General features: G+C 42.6%; 23 protein-coding genes. 3 read left to right on the top strand and 20 right to left on the bottom strand.

Annotated elements, in window-relative coordinates:
• Positions 1-87: 87 nt before the first annotated feature.
• The 6 genes from AC25CA_RS02530 to AC25CA_RS02505 are packed head-to-tail and all read right to left on the bottom strand — an operon-like array spanning position 88 to position 5,565.
• Complete coding sequence (locus AC25CA_RS02530; protein WP_486815469.1) at positions 88-1,623, bottom strand: DUF3604 domain-containing protein; 1,536 nt, start codon at positions 1,621-1,623, stop codon at positions 88-90.
• A gap of 10 nt (positions 1,624-1,633) precedes the next feature.
• Positions 1,634-3,037, bottom strand: coding sequence for a sulfatase-like hydrolase/transferase (locus AC25CA_RS02525; protein WP_486815468.1), 1,404 nt, complete (start codon positions 3,035-3,037; stop codon positions 1,634-1,636).
• Between the two features lie 11 nt (positions 3,038-3,048).
• Positions 3,049-3,438: a PTS sugar transporter subunit IIA gene (locus AC25CA_RS02520; protein ID WP_486815467.1), complete on the bottom strand. Its 390-nt coding sequence runs from the start codon at positions 3,436-3,438 to the stop codon at positions 3,049-3,051.
• Between the two features lie 43 nt (positions 3,439-3,481).
• Positions 3,482-4,312, bottom strand: coding sequence for a PTS system mannose/fructose/sorbose family transporter subunit IID (locus tag AC25CA_RS02515; protein WP_486815466.1), 831 nt, complete (start codon positions 4,310-4,312; stop codon positions 3,482-3,484).
• Positions 4,313-5,065 (bottom strand): PTS mannose/fructose/sorbose/N-acetylgalactosamine transporter subunit IIC, encoded by a 753-nt coding sequence (locus AC25CA_RS02510; RefSeq protein WP_486815465.1) that lies wholly within the window; start codon positions 5,063-5,065, stop codon positions 4,313-4,315.
• Between the two features lie 14 nt (positions 5,066-5,079).
• The gene (locus tag AC25CA_RS02505) at positions 5,080-5,565 is read right to left on the bottom strand and encodes a PTS sugar transporter subunit IIB (protein WP_486815464.1); all 486 of its coding nucleotides are present in this window, start codon (positions 5,563-5,565) and stop codon (positions 5,080-5,082) included.
• Between the two features lie 211 nt (positions 5,566-5,776).
• On the opposite strand from AC25CA_RS02505, the gene AC25CA_RS02500 reads away from it, so the two are divergent.
• Entirely contained in the window at positions 5,777-8,158 is a 2,382-nt protein-coding gene (locus AC25CA_RS02500; protein WP_486815463.1) for a sigma 54-interacting transcriptional regulator, read from the top strand.
• A gap of 49 nt (positions 8,159-8,207) precedes the next feature.
• On the opposite strand, the gene AC25CA_RS02495 is transcribed toward AC25CA_RS02500, so the two are convergent.
• From AC25CA_RS02495 to AC25CA_RS02465, 7 genes are all read right to left on the bottom strand, one after another.
• Positions 8,208-9,659, bottom strand: coding sequence for a sulfatase family protein (locus tag AC25CA_RS02495; protein WP_486815462.1), 1,452 nt, complete (start codon positions 9,657-9,659; stop codon positions 8,208-8,210).
• 176 nt (positions 9,660-9,835) lie between these two features.
• Positions 9,836-11,437, bottom strand: a complete 1,602-nt coding sequence (locus tag AC25CA_RS02490) for a sulfatase family protein (RefSeq protein ID WP_486815461.1) — start codon at positions 11,435-11,437, stop codon at positions 9,836-9,838.
• Positions 11,430-12,338 carry an ABC transporter permease gene (locus tag AC25CA_RS02485; RefSeq protein ID WP_486815460.1) on the bottom strand — a complete coding sequence of 303 codons (909 nt, stop codon included), beginning with the start codon at positions 12,336-12,338 and terminating at the stop codon, positions 11,430-11,432. The genes AC25CA_RS02490 and AC25CA_RS02485 overlap by 8 nt, the downstream gene beginning before the upstream one ends.
• The gene (locus AC25CA_RS02480; RefSeq protein WP_486815459.1) at positions 12,338-13,414 is read right to left on the bottom strand and encodes an ABC transporter permease; all 1,077 of its coding nucleotides are present in this window, start codon (positions 13,412-13,414) and stop codon (positions 12,338-12,340) included. The genes AC25CA_RS02485 and AC25CA_RS02480 overlap by 1 nt, the downstream gene beginning before the upstream one ends.
• A complete protein-coding gene (locus AC25CA_RS02475) occupies positions 13,404-14,945 on the bottom strand; it encodes an ABC transporter ATP-binding protein (RefSeq protein WP_486815458.1) in 1,542 nt (513 codons plus the stop codon). Before AC25CA_RS02475 ends, AC25CA_RS02480 begins: the two co-directional genes overlap by 11 nt.
• A gap of 134 nt (positions 14,946-15,079) precedes the next feature.
• The gene (locus AC25CA_RS02470) at positions 15,080-16,105 is read right to left on the bottom strand and encodes a BMP family lipoprotein (protein ID WP_486815457.1); all 1,026 of its coding nucleotides are present in this window, start codon (positions 16,103-16,105) and stop codon (positions 15,080-15,082) included.
• Between the two features lie 124 nt (positions 16,106-16,229).
• Positions 16,230-16,949 carry a Crp/Fnr family transcriptional regulator gene (locus AC25CA_RS02465; protein ID WP_486815456.1) on the bottom strand — a complete coding sequence of 240 codons (720 nt, stop codon included), beginning with the start codon at positions 16,947-16,949 and terminating at the stop codon, positions 16,230-16,232.
• Positions 16,950-17,112: 163 nt separating this feature from the next.
• On the opposite strand from AC25CA_RS02465, the gene AC25CA_RS02460 reads away from it, so the two are divergent.
• Positions 17,113-18,228 (top strand): anaerobic sulfatase maturase, encoded by a 1,116-nt coding sequence (locus AC25CA_RS02460; protein WP_486815455.1) that lies wholly within the window; start codon positions 17,113-17,115, stop codon positions 18,226-18,228.
• A 40-nt stretch (positions 18,229-18,268) separates the two neighbouring features.
• On the opposite strand, the gene AC25CA_RS02455 is transcribed toward AC25CA_RS02460, so the two are convergent.
• The 7 genes from AC25CA_RS02455 to AC25CA_RS02425 form a co-directional block, all read right to left on the bottom strand.
• A complete protein-coding gene (locus tag AC25CA_RS02455) occupies positions 18,269-19,093 on the bottom strand; it encodes a hypothetical protein (RefSeq protein WP_486815454.1) in 825 nt (274 codons plus the stop codon).
• Between the two features lie 224 nt (positions 19,094-19,317).
• Entirely contained in the window at positions 19,318-20,373 is a 1,056-nt protein-coding gene (locus tag AC25CA_RS02450; protein WP_486815453.1) for a branched-chain amino acid aminotransferase, read from the bottom strand.
• The gene (locus tag AC25CA_RS02445; RefSeq protein WP_486815452.1) at positions 20,339-21,466 is read right to left on the bottom strand and encodes an AI-2E family transporter; all 1,128 of its coding nucleotides are present in this window, start codon (positions 21,464-21,466) and stop codon (positions 20,339-20,341) included. Before AC25CA_RS02445 ends, AC25CA_RS02450 begins: the two co-directional genes overlap by 35 nt.
• Positions 21,467-21,573: 107 nt before the next feature.
• Positions 21,574-22,896: a pyrimidine-nucleoside phosphorylase gene (locus AC25CA_RS02440; protein ID WP_486815451.1), complete on the bottom strand. Its 1,323-nt coding sequence runs from the start codon at positions 22,894-22,896 to the stop codon at positions 21,574-21,576.
• Positions 22,897-22,900: 4 nt separating this feature from the next.
• Positions 22,901-23,305, bottom strand: a complete 405-nt coding sequence (gene cdd / locus AC25CA_RS02435; protein WP_486815450.1) for a cytidine deaminase — start codon at positions 23,303-23,305, stop codon at positions 22,901-22,903.
• A 9-nt stretch (positions 23,306-23,314) separates the two neighbouring features.
• On the bottom strand, positions 23,315-23,980 hold the full coding sequence (gene deoC / locus AC25CA_RS02430; RefSeq protein ID WP_486815449.1) for a deoxyribose-phosphate aldolase: 666 nt from the start codon (positions 23,978-23,980) through the stop codon (positions 23,315-23,317).
• 31 nt (positions 23,981-24,011) lie between these two features.
• On the bottom strand, positions 24,012-25,142 hold the full coding sequence (locus AC25CA_RS02425) for a LacI family DNA-binding transcriptional regulator (RefSeq protein ID WP_486815448.1): 1,131 nt from the start codon (positions 25,140-25,142) through the stop codon (positions 24,012-24,014).
• A gap of 148 nt (positions 25,143-25,290) precedes the next feature.
• Here AC25CA_RS02425 and AC25CA_RS02420 point away from each other — a divergent pair, with 148 nt between their 5' ends.
• Positions 25,291-25,503: a hypothetical protein gene (locus AC25CA_RS02420; protein WP_486815447.1), complete on the top strand. Its 213-nt coding sequence runs from the start codon at positions 25,291-25,293 to the stop codon at positions 25,501-25,503.
• Positions 25,504-25,534: the final 31 nt, after the last annotated feature.

Below are 25,534 nucleotides of genomic sequence, written 5' to 3'. Positions count from 1 at the left end.
GCAGATTAAACCATTCCGCTAAATATATAATGAAGATCTATTCCTCATAAAAAAAGCTGACGCATTTTTTGCGTCAGCTTTCTTAATTTATCTGATGAAGATGGGTGATGACCATGCCATATGGCCATTTTTCTGATAAACACGTGCTCTTAATTGGCTCCCTGTTTGGAAACCGCCTTCCAGTTCCTTCTCAATTTCCATTTTGTAACCCGCTTCCGGAATACCGCGATGAATTTTGAACTTGTATGCATTGTGCCAGAAGGGATCATCCCGATAGTAGGCGTCAAATCCAAACCGTTCTTTCAGCAATTTCTCCACTTCTTCCCTTAGCTCATAAAGGTGAGTCTGAGCCAGAATTTCTTTTACCGTCAAAATAACTTCTTTCCCTTCAACAGTAAATAATATCTCAGCATCCAGTTTGTCTTCAATTTCTATAACAAAACCTTCCTTGCCAACCGGAGAGGGCCCCATCCACTTCCCTGTTGCCGTAGATTTATACGTTGTCAATTTAAAGTCCAATTCCTTATCCGTCTGCTTGATGATCTCTTGCCCATAATTGGTCCATTGTTTTTCAACGCTCAAAATTTTACCCGTTTTGCTTTCCACTTTACCGGACCAAACCTTGTGATCGATATCTTCAAAAATTCGTCGATCCGGCCCCCAACCAAACTCAATTTTACACTTAAAACGTACGGTCTCAGGCAATTTTCTTCGCTCCCAGCTACCGGAATGAGTGTAAACTTCTCGCACAATATTATCTTGCAAGACTTCCACGCGATCAATGGCATGACTGCCTTTTACTCGAAGATCCAAAAGATACTTGTCTTTTGAAAGAATTTCATCCCCCATCTGGGCTTGATCCAAAAAGACCATCAACTCTATGCGATCACCCGTTACCCCATAAACATGGCGATTCTTCATGGCTCTCCAGATAGATTCCTTGTCAGCAGCATCCGCAATGACTGCCATCATGCCATGTCCATACACGCCTGGGTATTGGTGATTGTCTCCAGATGCGATAATACCAACCTTATAACCCGAATTCAGTCCTGCTTCCAAGTGGCTACCCTCTGTGCGCGGGCCCATATGAATATGACGCTCCATGGATAGATGACTTACGTCGCTTTCAGAACTGCCGTGAGAAGAGTAGATCTCTGCAAATGGAGAAAGTTCTTCATTATGACTTGTCCAGTTTTTCCCTCGACTCCCCAGTTGATAGGCCAGGTGATGGGGAATAGCCAAGGCTTCACCCTTAGGCAAAACATCCACTAATCCCTGATATCTCATAGGGTTCGGCGTATCTTGATCGTTCTTCAGGTAATACACATTATGATCACCATCAAGACCTGCTCCCTGCCATTCATAACCCATAAAGAAAGGAAATTCGTCTTTTTCAGCCCTTGCGGCTAAAGCTCGTACTTTTTCCCAATCCTTTGCCACGATTTCATCTGAGTAGCGATCTTCCACACCCAGTCCACACGCATCTTTTCTCATATAAAACGGATAATAGGCTATGGGCCAAAAATCAAAATTTTTCTTCGCTTCTTCATACCATCGATCCATTTCTTGAATCTGATTAGCATGCACATTACTGTGCATGTCGGTCCATAAAATTCGCTTCATTTTCCTCTCCTTAAAACTGTGGCTTTTCAAAATTCCCTCGCTTATATACAACTCGAGCCGTTTCTTTCGGCTGCTTCTTCTTTCCCCATCGAACCAATACTTCCTGGTCTGATTTCCGTTGCTTATACCGCTCTATAGTTTCTTTCGGATTCCAGTCTTTTTTTAGCCTTTCATGCCATTCGCACTTCTCCGGCTCCGAAACAGATTTTGGCGCAAAAATTCCATTTTCATCCCGCTGATACACAGCAAGCTCCCCGATTTCATCAAAAGAAAAGGCTTTTTGATCCCCCTGGACAATCATCTTCCCAGCATAACATCCATCCACTCGATCAATCACATGCTCAGCAATCACCGGATCTCGACGACCGTAGCGGGCAATCTTCATAAGATTCTCCCCTTCCATGTCTGGGAGTGGATCAGCACCAGTCCAATCAATCAAACTACGACTTAAATCCAGTAAACTCACTGGTGTTTTCGTTCGACCAATTTCAATGCCATTCCCGGCAATCAGCAAAGGAATCCTTACTGAACTTTCATAAAAAGTTTGTTTCCCTACCATCTTACGCTCCCCCAGCATATCGCCGTGGTCGGAGACATAAACAAAAATCCCTTCACGTCCATTTATTTTCAATCGTTGTTTCCACGCATCATAGACTTGTCCGATCTGCTGATCCATAGTCTCCACCATTCCATAATAGGCGGCGCGTATGGACAGTTGCAAGTCATCATCTATCTCTCGCTCCATATGTTGATAGGCAGCGTGATTTTCTTTTTTGATGTCCACTTTGACCTCATGTAGTCGTTCCTTGTATTTCAGATACAACTCTTTCGGTGCCGCATAACTAAAATGCGGTGCATAAGTACCTGTGACAATAAAGCGGTAGGCCTCACTCTTTTCATTCATGACCCGCAGGGTTTCATCTACAACACATTCGTCAAAATCTAATACGGGCGAATCACCACCACCCACCACATCTAAACAACCCTTCATATTGGTTGTGCCCATAAAAGCACCCAGATCCGTACGGCGATTTCCGCCATTTCCCCAAAACTGTGTGGTGATATCCCCTACAAGATGCTCATCGAATCCGTGAGTCTGGTCAACCCCCTTGAAGTGCATGCGACCAATAAGAAGCGTTTCATATCCTCTCGCGCCAATTGCATGGGCGATGGTTGGTTGATCACCTGCCAAGCTACAATCGTTATTAAAGACATTGATTTTTGATGACCGCTTTCCCGTTAAAAAAGCAAGTCTTGCCGGAACGCAAAGCGGGCAAGGTGTATAGGCATTCTCAAATACATGTCCCTCCTGAGCGATTCGATCTAAGTTCGGCGTATCAATCCAAGGATTTCCATACACGCCGCTCACCATTGGATTATGCTGATCTGATAAATATATCAATAGCTCTTTCATAATTTTCCTTCCTAGCGCGGAAACTTACCAATAGCACGCTTGGCATTCTCAAGAATTGTATCTTGAATCTCGTCCAAAGAGCCAGTCGATCGCTTTTCCACCGCCTCAAAAATCATAGGAAGATTGACGCCTACTAGTAAGCGTACATCCTCGCGTGCTCCATAAGTCATGGCCGAAGCATTCATTGGCGTTCCACCAAACAAATCTAACAGTACAAGCAGTCCATCGTCACTCTCTAATTTATCCTCAGCGGCCTGAAGTTTGGCTTTAACTTCCTCTAACCCTTCTCCATGCTCAAAGCTTACTGCTTCCACTTGATCAAGCTCACCGTAGATCATCTCGGCAGCAGCCTTCAGGGCGACTGCCATCTCCTTATGGCCAGCTATAATAATTCCAATCATTGTCGTCCTCCTAAAGTAGGGCTGCCAAAGGCAGCCCTTCCCTCTACATAATTCCCAAGAATGTCATTGCTGATACGAAAGCGAGAAGTCCCAAGATCACCTTGTTGACAGACCATCCTTTTTTCACAATCAGCGAGTATACCGTAAGCACCAATACCAAGGGCATCATACGCGGCATAATCTTATCAAAAATACTTTGCAGTTGAATCGTCATCTCACCCGATTGATAGGCAAATGCTATTGGAAATTTGACAAAACTTGCACTGACACCACCAATTGTCATCAGACCAACCACGTTCAACGCCCGCGTTACCGAACTAGTCAACCCTTTTTGCAATACCGTCTTAGCTGCGCTTAGTCCCAAATTATAACCCGTCATAAACAACCAATATCGCATGGCCAGAATCGATCCCAACCAAGTGACGATGTAGAAAATCGCTCCCATTGGCGAGCCATCTTCTGAAAGACCCAAGGCAATACTCAAGAGGATTGGCATATAGGTTCCAACAATAATCGAGTCACCCAATCCTGCGAAAGGTCCCATCAAGGCATTCTTCGTGCCCGCAATCATCTCTTCCGAAATAGGCTTGCCATTTGCTCGCTCTTCTTCCAAAGCAATCGCAATACCAGGGATAATTGATCCCAAATTTGGTTCTGTATTGAAGAACTGCATGTGGCGTTTCAAACCTTTTTTATATTCTTCTGGATCCTTATACAAAATCTTTAGAATCGGTACCATCATATGGGTAAAAGCCATACCCATCATTCTTTCAAAGTTTTGGCCGCAATGAGAGAAGAATACAAATCTCCAACACGCCTTCTGCACTTCTTTTTTTGGTAATTTAATTGGTGTTGTTGCTGTTGTTTCCGCCATTTATGCTGCCTCCTTTCCATACATCATATCCATTACTGCAAACAAACTTGCCAAGATCGCCAAAGAAAGAATCGTAATATTGAAGGATGCGATAATTACGTATCCAGCCAAGAAATATACGATCATCTTTTTGTCTGTCAACGATTGACGCAGCAACAATGCAAAACCAATTGCAGGAAGCATACGACCCAATACAATAAAGATATGACCCAACCATTCAGGCATTGCCGTCGTTAAAGCCTGTGCAGCCGGTGCACCAAAGTAACACGCTGCAAAAATAACAGTAAAACGGATCAAGAAGGTGGGAATGGTTGCTGATATATGCGTTTTAATAATCGCATCGCCATTTCCTTCCTCCGCATATTTGTCACCACGATGAACAAATACTGCATTAAATGACATTAGGAAGTTGAATATAACAATTCCTAAAAAGCTCAATGGTACCGCTAAGGTAACCGCATAGTCGGGTCCACCACCGCTGACAAGCGCTAAAGGAATTCCAATAAATGCTGCCAGATTAATATCTGCCGGCAAGGCTCCACCTGGTGTTACCAAACCAATATACATGGCCTGAACAGCTGCACCCGCCAGGATCCCCCCCTTGACATCTCCTAAAATGATACCGATTATAAGACCTGCGACCAATGGACGACCAATGGTGTTCCATCCGCCAGTTACGCCAAAGAACCAAGGTGTTCTCTTTGCGCCAAGGTATCCAAAGATTCCAATTAATACTGCTTGTAATATTGACATAGCTCCTCCTCTTATTAAAATAATTTTTCCAAGTCAGACCAGACAAGCTTCTCAGCATCTGGGACTGTTTGAACAAAGATTTCGATTTCTCGCTGATGAACCTCTTTCAGTGCCTCGATTTCATCTGCAAGCAAATAGCAAAATGGTGCCAATTTTGTTGTATCCGGTTTATTGCTCATCGGTCCGATATTGTATCCAGTTTCCGACTCGAATCCAGATTCGATGACTTTTGCCATTGTAATGGGCGAGCGTGTCAAAACCAAAGTGCGCTCTCCATGTCCCTCCAGTTTTGCCTGCACATCTGCTGACGCGGCAACCCCTTCAATAATCAATTCAACTCCCTGCGGACAAGCCAATTCAAAGATGCTGGCAAGCATTGGATCTTTACTGATCTCTTCATCAAAGATCACAATCTTTTTAATGCCCAATCCACCAACCCAACGCACCATAACCTGACCATGAATCAATCGGTCATCGGTTCGAAACATTTTTACCTTCATTTAATTTCCTCCTTTGTTCTGCTTCCACCCCTAACTATTGCAAGGATCATGCCAAAACACTAACCCCCAAGAACTTGAATTTCCTTCTTTAGTGACAAAACACTAATTCGCAAAATCGAAACACTACTTTTTATCGCAAAACACTATTGCCTATTGTTTCATTTATCCATAACAATTATACTGATACTAATCTAAAGGAGAGGTGATTTTTATGTTACGGAAAGAGAAAGTTCAACAATTCTTGCAAAACGCTAAGCAATCCAACTTCACAGCAAAAGATATTGCTGAAGTCTTAGGCATTAGCCGCGCCAATGCCAGTAGTGATTTAAATGCCTTGGCAAAAGAAGGCCTAGTAGAAAAATCCAGTGGCAGACCTGTCACTTTTCGAATCATCGCAAATATTACTTCTCCAGTCGAAGCAGAACAGACCGACCCCTATCATTCCTTAATCGGCTATGATGGTAGTCTGCAGAGTATCTGCGAACAATCGAAAGCAGCCATCCTTTATCCCCCTAATGGACTCCACACCCTTATTTTAGGAAAATCTGGTACAGGAAAAACTCTGTTGGCCAAAGTGATGCACGATTTTGCTGTTCATTCTGGAAAGCTCTTGCCCAATTCTCCTTATATCAGCTTGAATTGCTCGGATTATTCCAACAATCCTCAAATGCTGGTCTCCCTGTTATTTGGCCATGAGAAGGGTGCTTTTACAGGGGCTGATCAGGTGAAGGAAGGCCTAATCAAACAAGCGGATGGCGGCATCCTCTTTCTGGATGAAATTCACCGACTACCTCCCACGGGACAAGAAATGCTCTTTTCAATTATGGACCAGGGTATGTACCGAAAAATGGGAGGTGAAAAGCCAGAACGTATAGAAAACATTTTAATAATCGGAGCAACCACGGAGGATCCAAAGACCGCTTTGTTGGATACCTTTATGCGAAGAATTCCCATTGTACTCCGCATGCCTTCCCTAGAATCACGCCCCATCAAGGAACGCATTGACCTGATCAAAACCCTTTTCCAAGTAGAAGCTGAAAAATTGAATACACCTATTGAAATTAAATCCGACGTACTAAAAAGCTTGCTCTCTCACAATGAAGAGGGAAATATCGGCAAACTAAAAAGCGCACTCCAATTTGCTTGTGCCAAGGGTTTTCTAAATAAAACCATCCTCAATAGCAATAAGATTCTAATCGATCAGACTTGCCTACCCGAGAACTTAAGGCAGCTTCCCATTGTAGAAAACAACTTAAAAATTCATGAGAGCACCATCTTCATCCTTCCTACAAATTTACCTAATTCAGGTGTTCATGAGGAAAAAGAAGGGCAATGGTACAGGGAACTCAACGACGAAATCATCAATCTGATGAATCTGGGTTACACCAAAGACCAAGCACTAATTACTCTTAGCGAGAAATTGGACTTGAATTATCGTTATGATAAATCCAAAATCTATCAAAATCAATTCAAAAAACTCCATGCTATTGTTCCAAATCATGTGATTTCAGTCATCGAATCCCTAATGAAAACACTCTCAAAGCAACCGAATTTTAATATCTCACCCCAGCTTTTAAGCCCTTTAAGCTTATTTATTGGTGGGCTTGGCAACCACGATGAAAAGGAAGAGCAAAACCTAAACTTCGATTTTCATATATCGAAAATCACCCATGAAGAGAAGAGTTTCGCCATGGCCCTAAGTGATGAAATCGGGCGTTTAATCGGTATACGAATATCTAAAACGCAAACAAATTTTCTTTCTTCATTGATTCATTCTGTCAATCTTGCTAACGAAAAGGATGCACGGATTCCCATTATCATCTTGGCTCATGGCAATCATACGGCAACCAGTATGTCCAATGTCATCAATTCAATTTTCGGTGAAAAAGTAACCGTTGGCTTCGACTTTCTCTTGGACGAGGCACATAAAGATTTCTTTAACGAAGTTACTAAATACTGTCTTCGCATCAATAACGATAATGGCATTCTCTTTCTTGTGGATATGGGTTCCTTAGTAAATTTAGGGAAGAAAATCACTGATTTAACTGGCATTAAAACAGCCACCATTGATTTTGTCAGTCCACCCTTAATCCTAGAAGCAGTTAATAAACACTATGTAATTACACAACTAGAAGAGCTGGCCGAAAGCACAGCCAAAGCTTTCCGCTATCAAGATCTTCGTGTTAATAAGCCACAAACAAAAGACAGAAAAGAGACTTCAAAGCTCAAACTAGACCTCAGTCTGGCTATGCCTAGCCTCTTAAAATACTATGTGGATTTTCTCGATCTCGATGAATTGGCAGGAATCTTCACCACATGCATCCGCTCCATTGAACGAGAGGTCGGCGAGCCCTTAAAAGAAAATTCCATCATTATCTTTGTTTCTCATCTATCCCGACTAATCGAGAAGCTGATCATTAATGAACCTTTAGTTATGGAGATCGAAAATCTTTCCATAGACTCAAATGCCCAGCGCGAGTTATTCTTTACCGTAAAGAAAAGCATCGGAAAAATCGATGAACACTACAAGATCACCATCCCAGACCGTGAAATCATCTTTCTCACAGAAATTTTATTCAAAGAGCAATTTTAACCAAAAAGAATCAGCAAATCGAAATTTCGACTTGCTGATTCTTTTGATATTATTTTCTTTTTTCCCGTTTTGGTGGCACATAATCACCCGTGTTAACCAAAAACGTCAACAATCTATCTTGAAAAATATGAAGGATTGATTCCAAAGTTAGATCATCAATTCGATTGACCATCTCCTTGGGGTCCGACTTCAAATCATACAATTCATCAGGCTCCGCCGCCCGATACACATATTTGTACCGTTCTCCTCGAATCATAATCGCTTTTCCATGAGCACCATCTTCCTCTTCTTGGGCATGGAGCCGTGGCCAATAGAGCGATGAGGGCTGGTGCCCCTTTTCCATGCATTGCTCTTCTCCATAAAGACGCCCTCCCTCTGCAACAACAAAATCTCGTTCCCCTTTTTCTCCTGCAATCATCGGTAGCATGGAATGACCAAACTGCTGATAGCCCAGATCAAATCCAACCATATCCGCTATAGTCGCCGGAAGATCCAGAAGCTCAACAAAGTCGCTGCGGATTCCTACACGACAGTCCACACCCTTTGGTGGCTTTACAATCATGGGAACATGGGTTAAGGCATCTTCAAAAGTATTTTGGTTCTTTTCCAGGATTCCATAATCACCCATATAGTCTCCATGGTCGCTAAAAACAAAGAGCGCCGTATCATCATAAATTTCTTCTTCCCGCAAAACTTCCACCAGCTGTCCCAACATGGTATCCACCTTCTTCACCATACCCAAGTAGGTCTTCTTCACAGCCAGATAATCAGCCGTTTCCCAACCACTCAAACGCTGATTATCACGAATCTTTTTGAGCATTTTGGCTTTGCCGGAAAGATCTTTCAATACGACTGGCAGCTTAATATTCGTCTCATCAACTTGATCAAGAAAGCGTTGCTCAACCGCATAGGGCGGGTGCGGAAATAGAAGCGGCAAAAAGAGGCAAAAAGGCTGGTCTGGTTTCCGGTTCTTAATCTGCTCAATCGCCTTTTCGATATAATACTCATCATGCTTGAGAAAGTTGATTTCATGTTCATTTGTCACAACACCAGCATGAAAGCTGTAGTAAGCGGAAGAATCCGGCCTTCCCCGCCACGTTGCCATCCAGTCCGGATCCTGTTCCAGATTATGCTTCAAAAAATCCGGTTCTGGTTTCTCATGGCAATAATCCAAAATATTTTTGTCTGCTGCCACAATATCATTCTTGCCGCCCCACCAGACATGATAGCCCTCTTTCATTAAACGACGAAAAATAACCGGCTCATCCGGCTGCATCATATAATGCATGCTGCGATGTCCCCGTACATGGGGGTACCAGCCACTGACAAAACTGCATCGACTTGGCGTACACACTGGATTTTGGCAGAATGCACGAGAAAAAGAAATTCCATCTTCAGCCAAGGCATCCATTGCCGTCGTCTCTATCGCTTCATTGCCCAAATGACTCAAAGAATCAGCCCTCATTTGATCGGGATTAAAAAGAATCAGATTTGGTTTCATAAAACCCTCCTAGTGTTTGATACTCTACACTATTGCAAGTCTTATGCCAAGTCTTATGCCAATCATTATACCGATCGTCACACTCTACTTAACCTTTCGCAAAAAGCATAAAAAAGTCAAGCAGAAACCGCCAAAGAACGCATTCTGCTTGACTAACTCTCTGTTTAAATTTCAATCTAATTTTTTAGCAATGCTTCAACTTGCTCATCTGAATATCCACCAATCCGTTTAAAAGTATCTAAATCCAATTCATTCAAATTTACCTTCGGTTCAGCTTCAATGGCTAATCGAATCTCAGATTCCATTGATTTCAACATCGCCTGTTTTTCCTTTGACAAAGATTCAATATGCTTGGGAAAATTCGTCTCCCGATAAGGAACCGCAATATAGGGTTCCATCGCCACAAAATCATCATTGACAACGTAACCTTCCAATCCATAGGCCTTTTCATAGCGAACCAGTTTTTTCCTCAGTCTCACTCGAGCTTCTTCCTCAGCAGTCGTTATGTTACCACAAAGAAGATTCCTTGTTTCTTTCGGATCAGCTACCATGTCAAAAATCTCTTCTCGACCACCTCCGTAGTAATAGTTGTACTTATAGTTGTGGTTCCGCAGGCTGACCCAGCGTTTGTTGCCCTTATTGTGCTCCACATACTGGTAGTTCCTGTTCTTAAATCCATCTTGAACAAAGATGCTTTCACCCGGCAGTTTATGATTGGCTGGATAATCTACACCTGCCACATCCAAAAAAGTTGGCAAAATATCATTCAAGTCTATAAATCGATCATCAACCGATCCTGCTTCCACCAGCTTCGGATACCGAACGAGAAATGGAATTTTACAGGACCCGTCATAGGGCAAAAACTTCTGATAGGTCTCAAAATCTCCTAGCATCTCTCCGTGGTCCGAAGTGAAAATAATCAAAGTATCATCCAAACGCCCGGTTTCCTCCAGATGCGCGAGGATCCGGCCAATTTGATCATCCACAAAAGAAATCGCCGAATAATACAAGCGTTTAGCACGGTCCGCTACTTCCTTTGTCGGATAATCGGCAATGTGTTTGTTTTCCTCCGCTAATGAGGATAGGGGTGTTTTTGAAACCGACCCTGCAGGAATCTGCACCCCGTCATAGGTATTCGCCCATTCCTTTGGCACATCAAAGGGCGGATGGGGCTCAATAAAACTGGACCAAATCAAAAACGGACGATCTCCCGTATATCCTTCCATGGCTTCAATGGTTCGATCAGCCACCCAGGTGGTACCGTGATGTTCAATTGGCAGCATGGATTGTTGCGGTAGCATATAGAGCAGGTGGCGAACACCATGAAAGCTCCTCAGATACTCATACCCTTGACTGTGCAGATACAAGGCGTAATCGTCATCCTCTAGATTGTCAGGAATCTCTTCCATGGTCAACATACGATCAAAACCATTATGCCTTCTGCAAGGCTGAAAATGCATCTTGCCAATTGCTATCGATCCATATCCCGCATTGGTTAACAACTCCGGAAAAGTTGGCAAGTCAGAAGGCATCTGAATCGAGTTATCAAAATAATTGTCATCAAACCCATGATGTTTGGCAGACAAGCCGGAAACGATATTATGCCGTGCTGGAATACACACAGGATTCGGTGAGTAGGCGTTTCTAAACAAACATCCCTCCCTGGCCAAGCGATCTAGGTTCGGCGTTTTCATATGAGAGAATCCTGCAGCATTAATGGTATCAAATCGCTGCTGATCAGTTGTAATCAATAAAATATTCGGTCGGTCTTTACCCATGGCTGATTCCTCTTTTCATTCTTCTTTCCTTAACGATTGCCATTGCAATCAGTGTTAAAACAGTTACTACGTAGGGTAACATTTGAATCAATTGCGGCGGAAAACCGTAAAGCTGCGCCCGCATGGTCACCGCATCAGAAAAGCTAAACAAAGCTGCTCCCCAAAAGGTGCCGATTGGTGCCGCATTTCCAAAGTTTGATGCCGCCATGGCTACAAAACCTCTTCCATTGGTCATATTGTCCGTGAACATAGTCAATTGACCTAGGGATAGATAGGCGCCACCCAAGCCACAGAGCATGCCACTCACCGTCACAACCCAGCATTTTAATCGATAAACGCCAATCCCTGCTGTTTCAACCGCCATAGGATTAGGTCCTGTTGCACGGATGCGAAGTCCGATCTTGGTACGATACAGGATGATATGAGTGACAAGAACAAGAATTAGTGCCAAGTACACAAATACAGATAGATTTGAAAAGGCAGATAAAATCGGAATACCATCAAGAAATACGAGACGTAATTTTGGCAAGCCAACAATTTCTGGCGCCGAAAATGCACCCCGCACCCCAAAGAGAAGGTTCATAAAGTATTTCGTAATACCTAGGGCAAACATATTGATCGCAACCGACATTACAATATTATCCGCCTTAAATCTCAAGTTAAATACCGCAAAAAATAGACCCATCAGTCCGCAACAAAGAACGGTAACCAAAACAGCAATCATTGCTGATCCCGTATAATAACTGACTGCAACCGCAATAAATGCGCCGATCAGCATGAAACCTTCTAAACCAAGATTAACTAATTTAATACGTTGGGTGATCAATCCACCCAAACTAGCAAAGAGAATCGCTGGCAATAAACGAAGGGTTGTTTCTAGTACCATTGTCATCATTTCCATTATGCGACCTCCTTCTTAGACTCAGCTTTCTGCTCGTCTTGCTTTTTTGTCGTTTTTCTTTTTTTCCAAGCAAAATCCGCTGCAATAAAAATAATCATAATTGCTTGAATCGAGGTAACCAAGTCCCTTGAAATATTCGTAAATATTTCCATTTGTATGGCGCCATTATTCAAGGCACCAAAGAAAATCGCCGTAATGATACAAGCCAACGGGTTGGTTCTTGCCAATAGGGCCACAGTAATTCCCGTATAGCCAAATCCTGGAGAAAATCCGCTCATATAACGATGTGTGACTCCCAATACCTGTTCAGCACCCGCCAGCCCAGCAATACCGCCACTGATCATCACCACAATCAACATCTTTTTAACCGCATTTACGCCCATATACTCCGTAAAACCAGCGTTAATGCCAGCCGCTCGGCTTTCATAACCAAATTGCGTTTTAAAGAGCAAGAAATACAAAGCAACAGCCAAGATAATTGCAAGAATAAATCCAAAATTCAAGTCGATCATTTCACCAGCCAATTTTGGCAAAAATACCTTTTCACTGACCTTATAGGTCGCCGCAATCGACAATTCCCCTTTGAAAGGATAGGCGGCTAGGTAATCAGAGAATAATTGGGCGATATTATTGAACATAATATAGGTAATAAAAACCCCGATATTATATCTGATTTTCAAAATTGCTGGGATAATAGACCAAAGCATACCGGCCAACATCGCTGCCCCTATACACAAAAGAATATGTATCGGACCAGGCAACGCCTTTGCATAAACGCCCACCAAAGCTGCAGCAATGGCACCAAAGTACATTTGTCCTTCTAAACCAATATTAAAGACTCCCGCCCGAAAAGCGTAGGCCGCCCCCAAACCCGTAAACAACAAAGGTGTTGCATAGGCCAAGCTTGTCGTAATTCCTTGCCAAGAACCAAAAGCGCCCATAAACAAAATACCGTAGGCTTCCAATGGCGATGTTCCCGTTGGAATAATCAATAGCGCGCCAATTAATAGAGACACAAAAATTGCAAACAAGGGTTTCCCAATACTTTTAATTGCAGTCTCGACTTTACGATTCATATTCATACTCCTGTCTTTTAGACCCCGCCATATATAGGCCCAGTTCTTCTTTAGTAATTTGGCTCGCTTTTACATGACAAACGATTTCGCCCTCAAAAAGTACAACAATCGTATCGCTTAAAGCAAATATCTCATCCAAATCCGAAGAGATCAAAAGACCAGCCGTGTCTTCATTGCGAAGTTCCATAATGTAATTGTGAATAAAACTGATCGCCCCAATATCTACACCCCGAGTGGGTTCCGCGGCAATTAATAGCTTTGGCTTTTGCACATAGGTCTCCCGAGCAATGACTACCTTCTGCTGATTGCCACCTGATAAGGCGCTTACCATCGTTTTATGACTCGGCGTTCGAATATCAAACCGTTTGATCATCTCTTTCGCATTTTCATTCATCTGAGACTCATTGATAAAGTGAATACCAGCAATCTTTTTTACAAATTTATCAAGCATATGATAGCCAGCAATGCTATTTTCCGCGATAGACCATTCCATGCACAGCCCATCTTTCTTTCGATCCGCTGGCATATAACTGATGCCTTTGCTCAATCTTTCTCGTCGTTTCACCCGTGAAAAATCCTGGCCTTCATAGCTAATCACGCCGGAATTCGGTAGGATTTGGCCTGATATCGTTTGTGCCAAAGCTTGTTGTCCATTCCCGGAAATGCCCGCCACACCGACAATCTCGCCCTGATGGATGGACAGATTAATATCTTTCAACAAGGACCGACCCTTTTTATCATGACAATTGATCTCTCGCAAGCGCATAACTTCACGACCATCTTTTTTTACCCTGTCTCGAACCGGAGGAATTTCTTTTCCCACCATTAACTCTGCCAATGCATATTTATTGGTGTCTTTTGTTTTTACTTGCTCCACTACCTTGCCGCGACGCATCACGATAATAAAATCCGAAACCCGAATTACCTCATCTAACTTATGGGTGATAAAAATAAAAGTCTTGCCCATAGCTGAGATTCGTTCAATATTATTAAATAGCTCGTCCGTTTCCTGTGGCGTCAAAACCGCTGTCGGTTCATCTAAAATTAAGATCTCCGCTCCACGATATAGTACCTTGATAATCTCCACCTTTTGTTGCATTCCCACTGGTAAATCACTTACCAAGACATCCAAGGGTATCGGCATGCCATTCTTTTTCATCAATTCTTCAATTTCTTTTCGTGCCAATGCATAATCAATCATCTGAGATTTACCAGGTTCTCTTCCCAAAATAATATTTTCCAATACGCTAATTTCTTCCACCAACATAAAATGTTGATGGACCATACCAATTTTTTCATTTAATGCATCCAAACTGGAATGAAACTGCACGCGTTTTTCATTGATTCTAATTTCACCAGAATCAGGCTGTAACAAGCCATATAAAATATTCATCAATGTCGATTTGCCCGCACCATTCTCTCCAACTAAACACATAACAGACCCTTTTTCCACTCGGATAGAGACCTGATCATTGGCTAACGTGCCCGGAAATGCTTTGCAAATATCGATCATTTCAATTGCTAATCCCATTTAGTCATTCTCCTTCTTTCCAATTTCAATCAAACCGATTGAAAAAGAAGGGACGGCGATCAAGTCGCACGCCCCATTTTTTTCTCACATTTAGCATTAGACTTCCTGTTTGTTGATTTATATACTTGATCTGATTATTGTTCGAATAAGTCTGTAACCTCTATCGTTCCATCAATAATTTCTTGACGAATGGTTTCAATGCTATCTAAAATTTCTGTAGAAATCAACTCTTTTGTATAGGTCATTTCACTCAACGATACCCCGTTTTCTGCGACTCCATATACATGAATGCCCGATGAATAATTTCCTTCTTTAACTTGTTTGGCAAAATCAAACACTGCAACATCCACACGCTTAATCATACTGGTTAGAATCTTACCTTCCACGATATAATCTTGATCCTGATCAACACCTATGGCATATACTTCTTCATTCTCTTTCACTGCCGCAAACAAACCTTCACCCGTTTTCCCCGCAACATGATAGATTACATCGGCACCTTCATTAATCAACTGAAGAGCAAACTCTTTACCTTTATTTGGATCTGCAAACGATCCTACATAGGTTGGAATAATCACTACATCTGGATTCGCATATTTTGCACCTTCCTCAAAACCAATAACAAATCGCTTAATTGCCGGGATGTCCATGCCGCCAATCACACCAATCGTTCCCGACTCTGTCATCTGTGCTGCCAAGGCACCTGCAAGATAACTGCCCTCATGGTCACTAAACTTAGCCACTGCTAGATTATCTGCTTCTGTTTTCAAATTCACGCCACCAAATTTAATATCGGGATAGTTCGGCATCACGGTTTCCAATGCATCAGCCCAATCATTTCCTACGGTCATAACAAGATCATAACCCAAACTAGCAGCTGTTTTTAATGATTGTAAGTAATCGGCAGATGACTGGGGTTCAATTACCTTGATCTCTGCACCCAACTCTTCTTCTGCTCGTTTCAATCCCTTATAGGCCGCATCGTTAAATGAACGATCACCCAAACCACCTGAAGATGTCAACAAAACCACCTTGACCAAGTTATCGTTTTCCTCAACTGCAGGGCTTTCGGTCTCTGCCGCTGAATTGTTTTGTGTGCAACCCGCAAAGAAAGATACACTCATCAATACCACTACAAATAAAGCCGTTAATTTCTTCATAATCATCCTCCACTTTCCATTTGATTACCCTTATTTTAATTGAATCGTGAAAAGACAAATAGGAAATTTTGCACCTTTCAAAAAAAGAAAAAGTCATGGAATTATTACCATGACTTCCCCGTGATTATTCCATCAATAATTCTTCCTTATATCCTTTTAGCTGTGTATACTGCTCATGATTGATGTAAATCTTGCCTCTTCGAATGCTGATATAATCCTGTTTCTTTAGCGCTTCCAGGTTATAATTAACAGAACGGATCGACATGGAAATAAAATCTCCAATCATTTCTCTCGTTTCATTGATCTTTACATCCCCTAGATAATGCTTGCCATGTGTTTTTCGATATAACTCATAGCTATAGAGCAAGTAAGAAACAATGTTCGCCATTGAAGTATATTTTTTACATTCAATATGTTTTCTTATCGTACCATGAAGACGATTAATGATATTCTTAACCAATAGATTATAGAATTCAGGATATTTCATCATCCAGATCCGCAAATCTTCCTTGGCAATTTTCAGTGCAACTACATCTGTTAAAGTACGAATATCTGCTTCCCGAGATATCGCCTGCTCACCCAAAAGTTCAGACAAACCGATCACATCATTTTCCGAGATTTTATAATAACAATATTCTTCACCATTCTCTAATACATTAAAAATTCCGCAAATTCCAGAGACGATCAAGTAGGCATATTTGGATTGTTGTGCCTCTTTTTTAATAACATCGACATCCTGAGGATAACGGGTAATTTGGATTTTACTGATATCTTCTGCAGAAAACTTTCCGAACAACTGTCGCAACTCAATATGATTCTCAATTAGTTTTTCAAATTCTCCCATATCCGCCTCCCGCCTGCCAACCATTTTCTATTTAAGTATTATCTTCTTACCGATACCGTCATTATAACCAAATCCCCCCTTTTTCTCAAATATGCAAAATGGCAGATTCTCTTTGAGCCAAATCTGGTATGATAGAATCAATGTATGAAAGTGAGGAATTTTCATGTCTATATCCTTTTTAATCAAACCAGCATCCAGCTCTTGCAATATGCGTTGCACCTATTGCTTTTACGCCGATGTGACAGACCATAGAGAAATCAAAAACTACGGCATTATGTCTGAAGAAACGACTGAGGTTGTCATAATCCGCGCTTTTGAAGCCGCAAAACGGCAGATTACCTTCGCCTTCCAGGGGGGTGAACCAACTCTAGCCGGTCTTGATTTCTTCAAAAACTGGGTGAAACTTACGAAAAAACACAATACGAAGAAACTGCCCGTACACTTTGCTATTCAAACCAATGGCATGGCCATCGATCAAGAATGGGCAACGTTTTTTCACAACAACCGATTTCTTGTCGGCATCTCTCTTGATGGTCCCAAGGAGATTCATGACCACTACCGGATTCTTTCAGATGGCTCTGGAAGTTATAAAAAGGTCCTACAGGCAATCGACTGGTTAAAAAAAGAACACGTGGATTTCAACATCCTTTCCGTTGTTAATCAAACCGTTGCCAAGCATCCGACCAAGGTTTATAACTTCTTCAAGAAGCAGGGTTTTCAGTATTTGCAATTCATTCCCTGCTTGGATGATTTAGGCCAGGCCCAAGGCACCAACCCCTTGTCGGTTACCTCGGAACGTTACGGTCAATTCCTTATTCAACTTTTCGACTTATGGTACCGAGATTGGAAAGCTGGTTCGCCCGTCAGCATTCGCATGTTCGACAATGTCCTACAGATCTTATTGACTGGACAGCCTGAGAGCTGCGATATGAACGGCCACTGCACGGTCAATGCCGTGGTGGAAGCTGACGGTTCCGTCTATCCTTGCGATTTCTATGTAACTGATTCCTGGAAATTGGGCAACCTTCACGATTCCTCTTTGGCTGAACTTTCTCAAATTCCATTGGCCACCACCTTTGTTGAGGAGTCTTTGCATACGGACCCCGCATGTAAAACCTGCAATCACCTTCATGTCTGCCGCGGGGGCTGCAAGCGCCACAAGGAACCTAAAGTAAACGGTCATTACCAGTCCAACATTTTCTGTTCTGCCTACAAAAAATTCTATGATGCCACGGCAACACGGTTTCTGGAAATCGCACGGACAGAAACAGGAAGATAAAACAGGCGCAGGTTCGAATTTGAACCTGCGCTACTCTTTTCTATTCATTCTCATCCGGCATAGTGGGCATTTCCGGCATGTCGAATCCGCCTTCCATGTTAACTTCCATAAATTCGACACCCTCTGGTGGCATAAACAAAGAATCATCCAGGTCGATATCGACCTCTAACCTTGTCACATCAGAACGCATCATCAATTCCTCGTTAACAAATAGCTCATAGCGAATCGGATAGGCATATTCTTCCGAATACCACATCTTAACGACTGCGTTCTCTACATCTTCATTGATTTCATTAAACTCGATGTAAATGGCCTTTTCTCCGTTCAATTCCTCTTCTCTAACAATCATATGTTCATCCATGCGATTGCGCACATCCATAAGGTCCGGTTTTTCCATCTTTCCACCCATGGCTCGGTCGCGGTCCATGACAGCATCCAAATTCCCATGAACAATCTTCATCCCCTGCATCGTTCCTTGGGCATATTGATAGGTAACGCCTTCTTCAGCCTGAAGAATCATAATTTGCTTCTGACCGCCTGGCATCTCCATCTCCGTTCTTGTATTGACTCCCTTTTGGTAAACGATCGACTTGGTCAGCAAGCCTTCAATACCAGAGATTTCGGTTTCGACCACAAGGGTATCAAATTGTCTCGGTTGAAGAAGATTCAATAGATCAAATGGCTCCTCGACTTCTGCTTTTTCCATCTGCTCAGCAGCTTCCTCTGGTTCAGCTTCCGCCTCTGGCTCTGTCGCCACAGCTTCCTCTACAACTGCTGCCGGCTCTTCTGCTTCCGGCGTTCCTGATGAACATCCTGTGAAACAAAGAAGAACCAGTAAAACAAATATAAACAACCTTCTCTTCATCTTTTTCATCATCCTCTCTTTGATCGTTCTAAATAAAACACTTTCGCCCAACTTTTATTGCTCTTCATCCTATCTATACCCGAAAAATCAAGATCCCAAATTCAATCGACATCTCATTTCCAAATCAGTCGATTGCTAAACCTATTCGATTTTCCAAAGGACTTTTCACGCCAAGCAAAAAAAACGCAGCGATCAAATTCTACATCGCTGCGTCAAACTCTTATCTAAAATATAGTAATCCACTCAAATGGATCTTCAATGTTACCATATTGAATGCCTGTTATGGTATCATACAACTTCTTAGTCAATGAACCAATATTCATCTGATTAATGGTAACGGTATCGCCCTTATAGGTTAAGGAACCAATAGGAGAAATAACCGCTGCCGTTCCAGTTGCAAATACTTCCTCTAGCAGACCTTTGCGGTCTGCTTCATAAACCTCGTCAATACTCAGTCGGCGTTCATCCACTTCAAATCCCCATTCCCGCATAATTCGAATGGCCGAGTCCCGTGTAATCCCCGGTAGGATGGTACCTTCTAAAGGAGCTGTAATCACACGACCATCGATCTTAAAGAAGGCGTTGCTCGTTCCAGCCTCTTCCACATACTTGCGCTCAATTCCATCAAGCCACAAGATTTGAGAATACCCCGCTTCATGCGCTTTTTCATACGCCTTGATGCTAGCGGCATAATTTCCACCGGTTTTGGCTTCTCCAACACCACCCAAAGCTGCACGTATGTATTCATCTTCCACAAAGATCTTGGTCGGATTCATTCCTTCTGGATAGTAGGCTCCTACGGGCGATAAAATGACCATAAACTTATACTGTTTTGCTGCCCGAACCCCCAAGAAAGGATCGATTGCAAACATAAAGGGACGTACATACAAAGAGGTTTCCGGTAAATTAGGAACCCAGTCTCGCTCCAAATCCACCAAAGTTTTGATGGCATCAAAAACGTAATTTTCATCAATAGCCGGCATGCCCATTCGATCGTTGGATCTGTTCATCCGCGCTAAATTGTCCTTTACACGGAACATACGAATATCGCCATTGTCCGCCTTATAAGCTTTTAATCCTTCAAATGTTTCTTGCCCATAGTGAAGAACCATCGCCGAAGGATCTAATGTAATTGGTCCATAGGGTTCAATCCGCGGATCAATCCAGCCTTTCCCCTCTTCATAATCCATGACAAACATGTAATCGGTAAAAATCTTGCCAAAACCCAACTTTGAAAAATCAGGCTTATCCTTCAGTAGTTGTCTCTTGATGATTTTCATCTTCACCCTCCATTTCATACCCTGGACGCAACGCACGTCTGCGCTCCGCCTCTTCATCCATAAGCCATTTAAAGAATACGGCTGCAGGAACACTTAGGAAGATTCCCATTAATCCTGCCACGTAACCACCTACCGTTACCGCCGCTAAAACCCATACGGGCCGAACACCCACTCGATCACTTAAAATCAAGGGACTTAATATCAATCCATCCACCTGTTGAGCCGCTAATATGGCAATTACAACAATAACCACCTCTCGAATTCCAATCGAAACCGTAATGGCAATCGCTAATAATCCTGCTAGTAAAGATCCAATATAAGGAATCATATTTCCAACTCCGGCCAACATGCCAATCACTGCCGCATATGGAACCTTAAAGATTGCCAAGGTAACCCCAACCAGAAAGCCCATCACCATGGAGGCCAATAGCTTTCCAACAAAATACTGAACAAAGCAATCATCTGCTTTTCTGAGTGCTTTCGTCCAAAATGCTTTTCGTTCTGGCTCCATAAAAGCGTCACTCCAATGACTAAAAGTGGACAGCAACTCTTCTTTATCAGCAAGCATATACAAACCCAATACCAAAGCAATCATCAGCGTCGCTACGCTTGACGTAAAATTCAATAAGGTAGAAAATCCCTGGCTCAAAGATGCACCCGAGAAAAATCCAGCTGAACTCATCAGTTTCTCGAAAGAAACCTGAATGGTCAAAACGGCAGAATCAATCAAAGGGATCCCTAATTTGGCAATCCACGCCCGTGCTTCCGCATTGATTTCAGCTAGCCTATTCCCTGCAAATAACTCGCTCAAGCTTTGAAAGCTTTCAGATAAACCAGGTACAACAAAGGTCACAATTAGCACAACCACCAAAACCAATACTACCAGTGTCGTCAACACACTTGTTTTCCGTCCCCATTTTAACTTTTGCATGGGAATTCTAACCAGTGTATCCAATAAATAGGCAATAAATGCGGCATTTAATAACAGTCCAATAACCTTTAGACCTGTTTCTAATATTGGATATCGGTAAAACAAAATTAAAGTTGCTACCGCAATGAGTATCCATCTGTAAAGTTTTTTCTGTATTTTCATTTATATACTCCTCTATTTCAATCTTCACTTATAGTGTACCACAAGTCTTCTTGACAAAAAGAAAAAAAGCGGGGATTATTCCCCGCTTAAAATATCATGGTTTTGTTTTACAATTTTATCGTTTCATTGGATCTTACAATCCCTTTAATCAATTTAGGCGCGTCTGCCGATTCAGCAATTCCATAGGCTTTTAACAGTCTCGCAGTCGCTTCCTCCACTTTAGCTTCATCATTCACATGAAGTACCGCCAGGGCTTGACCCGCCTCAATAGGATCGCCAATTTTTTTCTTAAGTAGGATACCGACCGCCAAATCAATTTCTGATGCTTTCGTTTCACGTCCCGCTCCCAACAACAGGGCTGCAATGCCCACACTTTCTGCTTCGATGCTTTCAACAACCCCGGATTGCCTTGCCAATACAGGAATCTCTTTCATCGCTGTCGGCAAAAGATTCGGATTTTTCACCCACTCCGGATCTCCACCTTGCGCCTCTACAAAATCCGCAAATTTTTGCAGGCCTTTGCCGGATTCGATAATTTCTTCCAGGATCACCCTTGCATCCTGGTCGGTTTCTGCTTTCTCACCCAGTACCAACATTTGGCTGGCCAAAGTCAGACACAATTCCCGTAAATCTTCCGGTCCTTTGCCATTGAGCACATCAATCGCTTCTTTGACTTCCAATGCATTGCCGATGGCATAACCCAAAGGTTGATCCATGTCGGTAACAACGGCTATGGTATTTCGTTTTGTATGGGTTCCAATATCCACCATGGCCCGTGCCAAAGCAAAAGAATCATCTTCTGTTTTCATAAAGGCGCCGCTCCCGGTTTTTACATCCAAAACAATGGCGTCCGCACCTGAAGCAATCTTCTTGCTCATTATGCTTCCTGCAATCAAGGACAGATTATCAACAGTTGCCGTCACATCACGGAGCGCGTACAACTTCTTGTCAGCCGGAGCCAGGTTGGCTGTTTGACCCGCCAAAGCGATGCCAATCTCATTGACATTACCAATAAACTTTTCGATGGGAATATCCACCTGGAAGCCCGCAAAGGATTCCAGTTTATCGATCGTTCCACCCGTATGCCCTAGGCCACGGCCAGACATCTTGGCAACCGGCACACCTGCTGCCGCCACAATGGGACCCACGATCAAGGTCGTCGTATCGCCAACACCACCCGTGCTGTGCTTGTCAACCTTGATTCCATGAATTGACGTCAAGTCCATAATCTCTCCACTCTCCACCATGGCTTGGGTCAATTCCGCGGTTTCCCGGGTATTCATTTTTTTAAAGTAAATCGCCATCATCAGTGCCGATACTTGATAATCAGGAATTTCACCCTTGGTATATCCTTCGATAAAGAAATTAATCTCTTCTCTAGTCAACTCTCCGCCGTTTCGTTTCTTCATAATGATATCGTACATTCTCATAATACTATTCCCCCTTCGCTTCTGTTAAATCTTCTGGTCCAAAGCTATAAGGCAATAGTTCAGACAATCGATGTTCTCGATACTCGGTTTCTGATTTTACAACAATCACCAATAAATCCGGTGCGAATTCCCGCATAACTTGACGGCACACCCCGCAAGGATAAGTCCACTCTCCATCGCCGGTAACTGCAATTGCCTCAAATTCACGCTCTCCTTCAGAAACCGCTTTAGCAATGGCTGCTCGTTCCGCGCAAATCGTAGGGGTATAAGAAGCAGACTCAATATTACAGCCCGTAAAAACTTTCCCCGATTTTGTCAAAAGGGCTGCACCCACACGGAATTTTGAATATGGTGAATATGACATTTTTTGCGCTTCCAAAGCTTGCTTAGCCAATGCCTGAATGTTCATTTCAACCTCCTAGTATCCTGTTGACTCGTTTTTTTTACCTTCAACAATTGCGATTGAGGCACTGGCACCAATTCTTGATGCACCGGCTTCAATCATTTTCTCAACATCTTCTTTGGTTCGAACCCCACCGGATGCTTTAACTCCTAATTCTGGTCCAACCGTTTTTCTCATTAATGCAATATCTTCAGCAGTCGCACCACCTGTTGAAAAGCCTGTGGATGTCTTCACGAAATCTGCACCGGCCTTCACAGCCGCTTGGCAGGCTTCAATCTTTTCTTCATCTGTTAGTAAGCACGCTTCAATAATCACTTTGACCAAGGCAGGCTTTGCTGCTTGAACAACGGCATGAATATCAGCCTCAACCAATTCAAGACTACCATCTTTCAACGCACCCACATTAATAACCATATCAACTTCATCTGCGCCTTTCTCTACAGCAATTTTAGCTTCATAGGCCTTCGCTTCTGTAATCATTGCGCCCAATGGGAAACCAACAACCACACAAGTTTTTACATCGCTTTTTGCCAATTGTTTGGCTACAAATTCCACATGGCAAGTATTCACACAAACCGATGCAAAATCATACGCCAACGCTTCCTTACATACACGTTCAACCTCTGCTCGCCTTACATTCGCCTTCAAAATTGTGTGATCAATCATTTTGTTTAATTTCATTTTTTTACTCCTTTTTCATTTAGTTTCCGCTCTATTTTAGGTATGCTTCCGATCCTCTCAACGAAAGATCGGGTTGCAAAACCGTATGTGCTGTCTCAAGTTTTTCATTTTCCAATCGCTGAATCAACCGCTTCATTGACAACTCGCCCACTTCCACAGTATGCGCATCCACCGTAGAACAATTCATTCCGATCAAATTCAGGGTTTCCAGTTGATCAAAACCAATAAAGGCTAGATCTTGGGGAATCTTCATACCCAATTCACTGACGGCTCTCATCATCCCTAACACCATCTGATTGCTACTCACAAATAGTGCCGACGGGCGTTTCTTACGCATCAACATTTCTTTGGTTAAATGATAGGCCTTCTCATGACCATAATCACCGAAAAGAATGTCTTCGTCGTATGAAAGCAATTTACATTCCGCCGTAGCATCTTGAAATCCTCGAAGGCGTTCCATCGCTGGTCTTGATAATAATTTTCCGGTCAAGATTCCGATTCGATTATGCCCGGCTTGAATCAATGCAATCGTAGCATCATGCGCCCCTTGATAATGATCAATAAACACACCGTCGAACTCATCATACTTAACATGACCATCAAGTAATACAATTGGAATGTGGTGTGCCCGCATCCATCGCAAATGTTCAAGACTCTTTTTATCCTTTGCAGGAGTGGCAACAATCAACAGCCCCTCGATTCTCTGCTCCTGAAATGCTTGCAAAGCAAGTTGTTCTTTACCATTATCTTCGTCTGAATCTACTAATAACAACCGATACCCCTCTTGATCCGCCACACGAGTTACTCCTTTGATCATTTCTGCAAAAAAAGGGTTATTAATATCCGGTACAATCACCCCAATGGTGTTCGACCGTTTATTAGATAAACTTCGCGCAATTGCGCTAGGCGAATAATTCAGTTCTTCGATTACTGCCAATACCCGCGTACGCGTTTCTTCCTTCACATAGCCCGAGTCATTCAAGACACGCGACACCGTGGAGCGAGACACTTTTGCAGCCTTAGCAATATCCTTAATAGTAGATGGCATTGTATCCTCCAAACGTTTTTTCACTAGGTTTCTAGGCCTCCGGGCACCTTGTGCCCGGGGGCTTAGAAGGAGTAATGAAAATTCGAAATACCGGTGTTGTGGGACCGGTTCCATAATTATATCTTACTTATTATCAAATTGCAAACGTTCTCTAGTTCCGTAAATTTCATCAAAATTTCATCTTTCTTTTATATCCAGTTCAGATTTCTACCCTATACTAAACTCATAGAAACAAACGAATCGAAACTTTAGGAGGAATATCATGTTCGAATTATTAATCGGTGCTTTCATATTTTTCGTTGTATTAAAAGTAATGTTTTCTTTAGGCTTCGGCCTGTTGCGAGCAGGAATTGCCATAGTAGGATTTTTTCTACTCTTTCTGCTGCTACCCATTGGATTGGGGCTACTGCTTCCCATCATCATTGTAGGTGGAGTCTTCTATCTGCTCTTTGCTTTCTTGGCTGCTATTTTCTAAGAACTTCGATTAATAAACAAAACAAACCCGG

The organism is Gottschalkiaceae bacterium SANA (genome assembly GCA_036323355.1).
Lineage (GTDB): Bacteria > Bacillota > Clostridia > Tissierellales > GPF-1 > GPF-1.
This window is presented reverse-complemented; position numbering and strand designations above follow the sequence as displayed.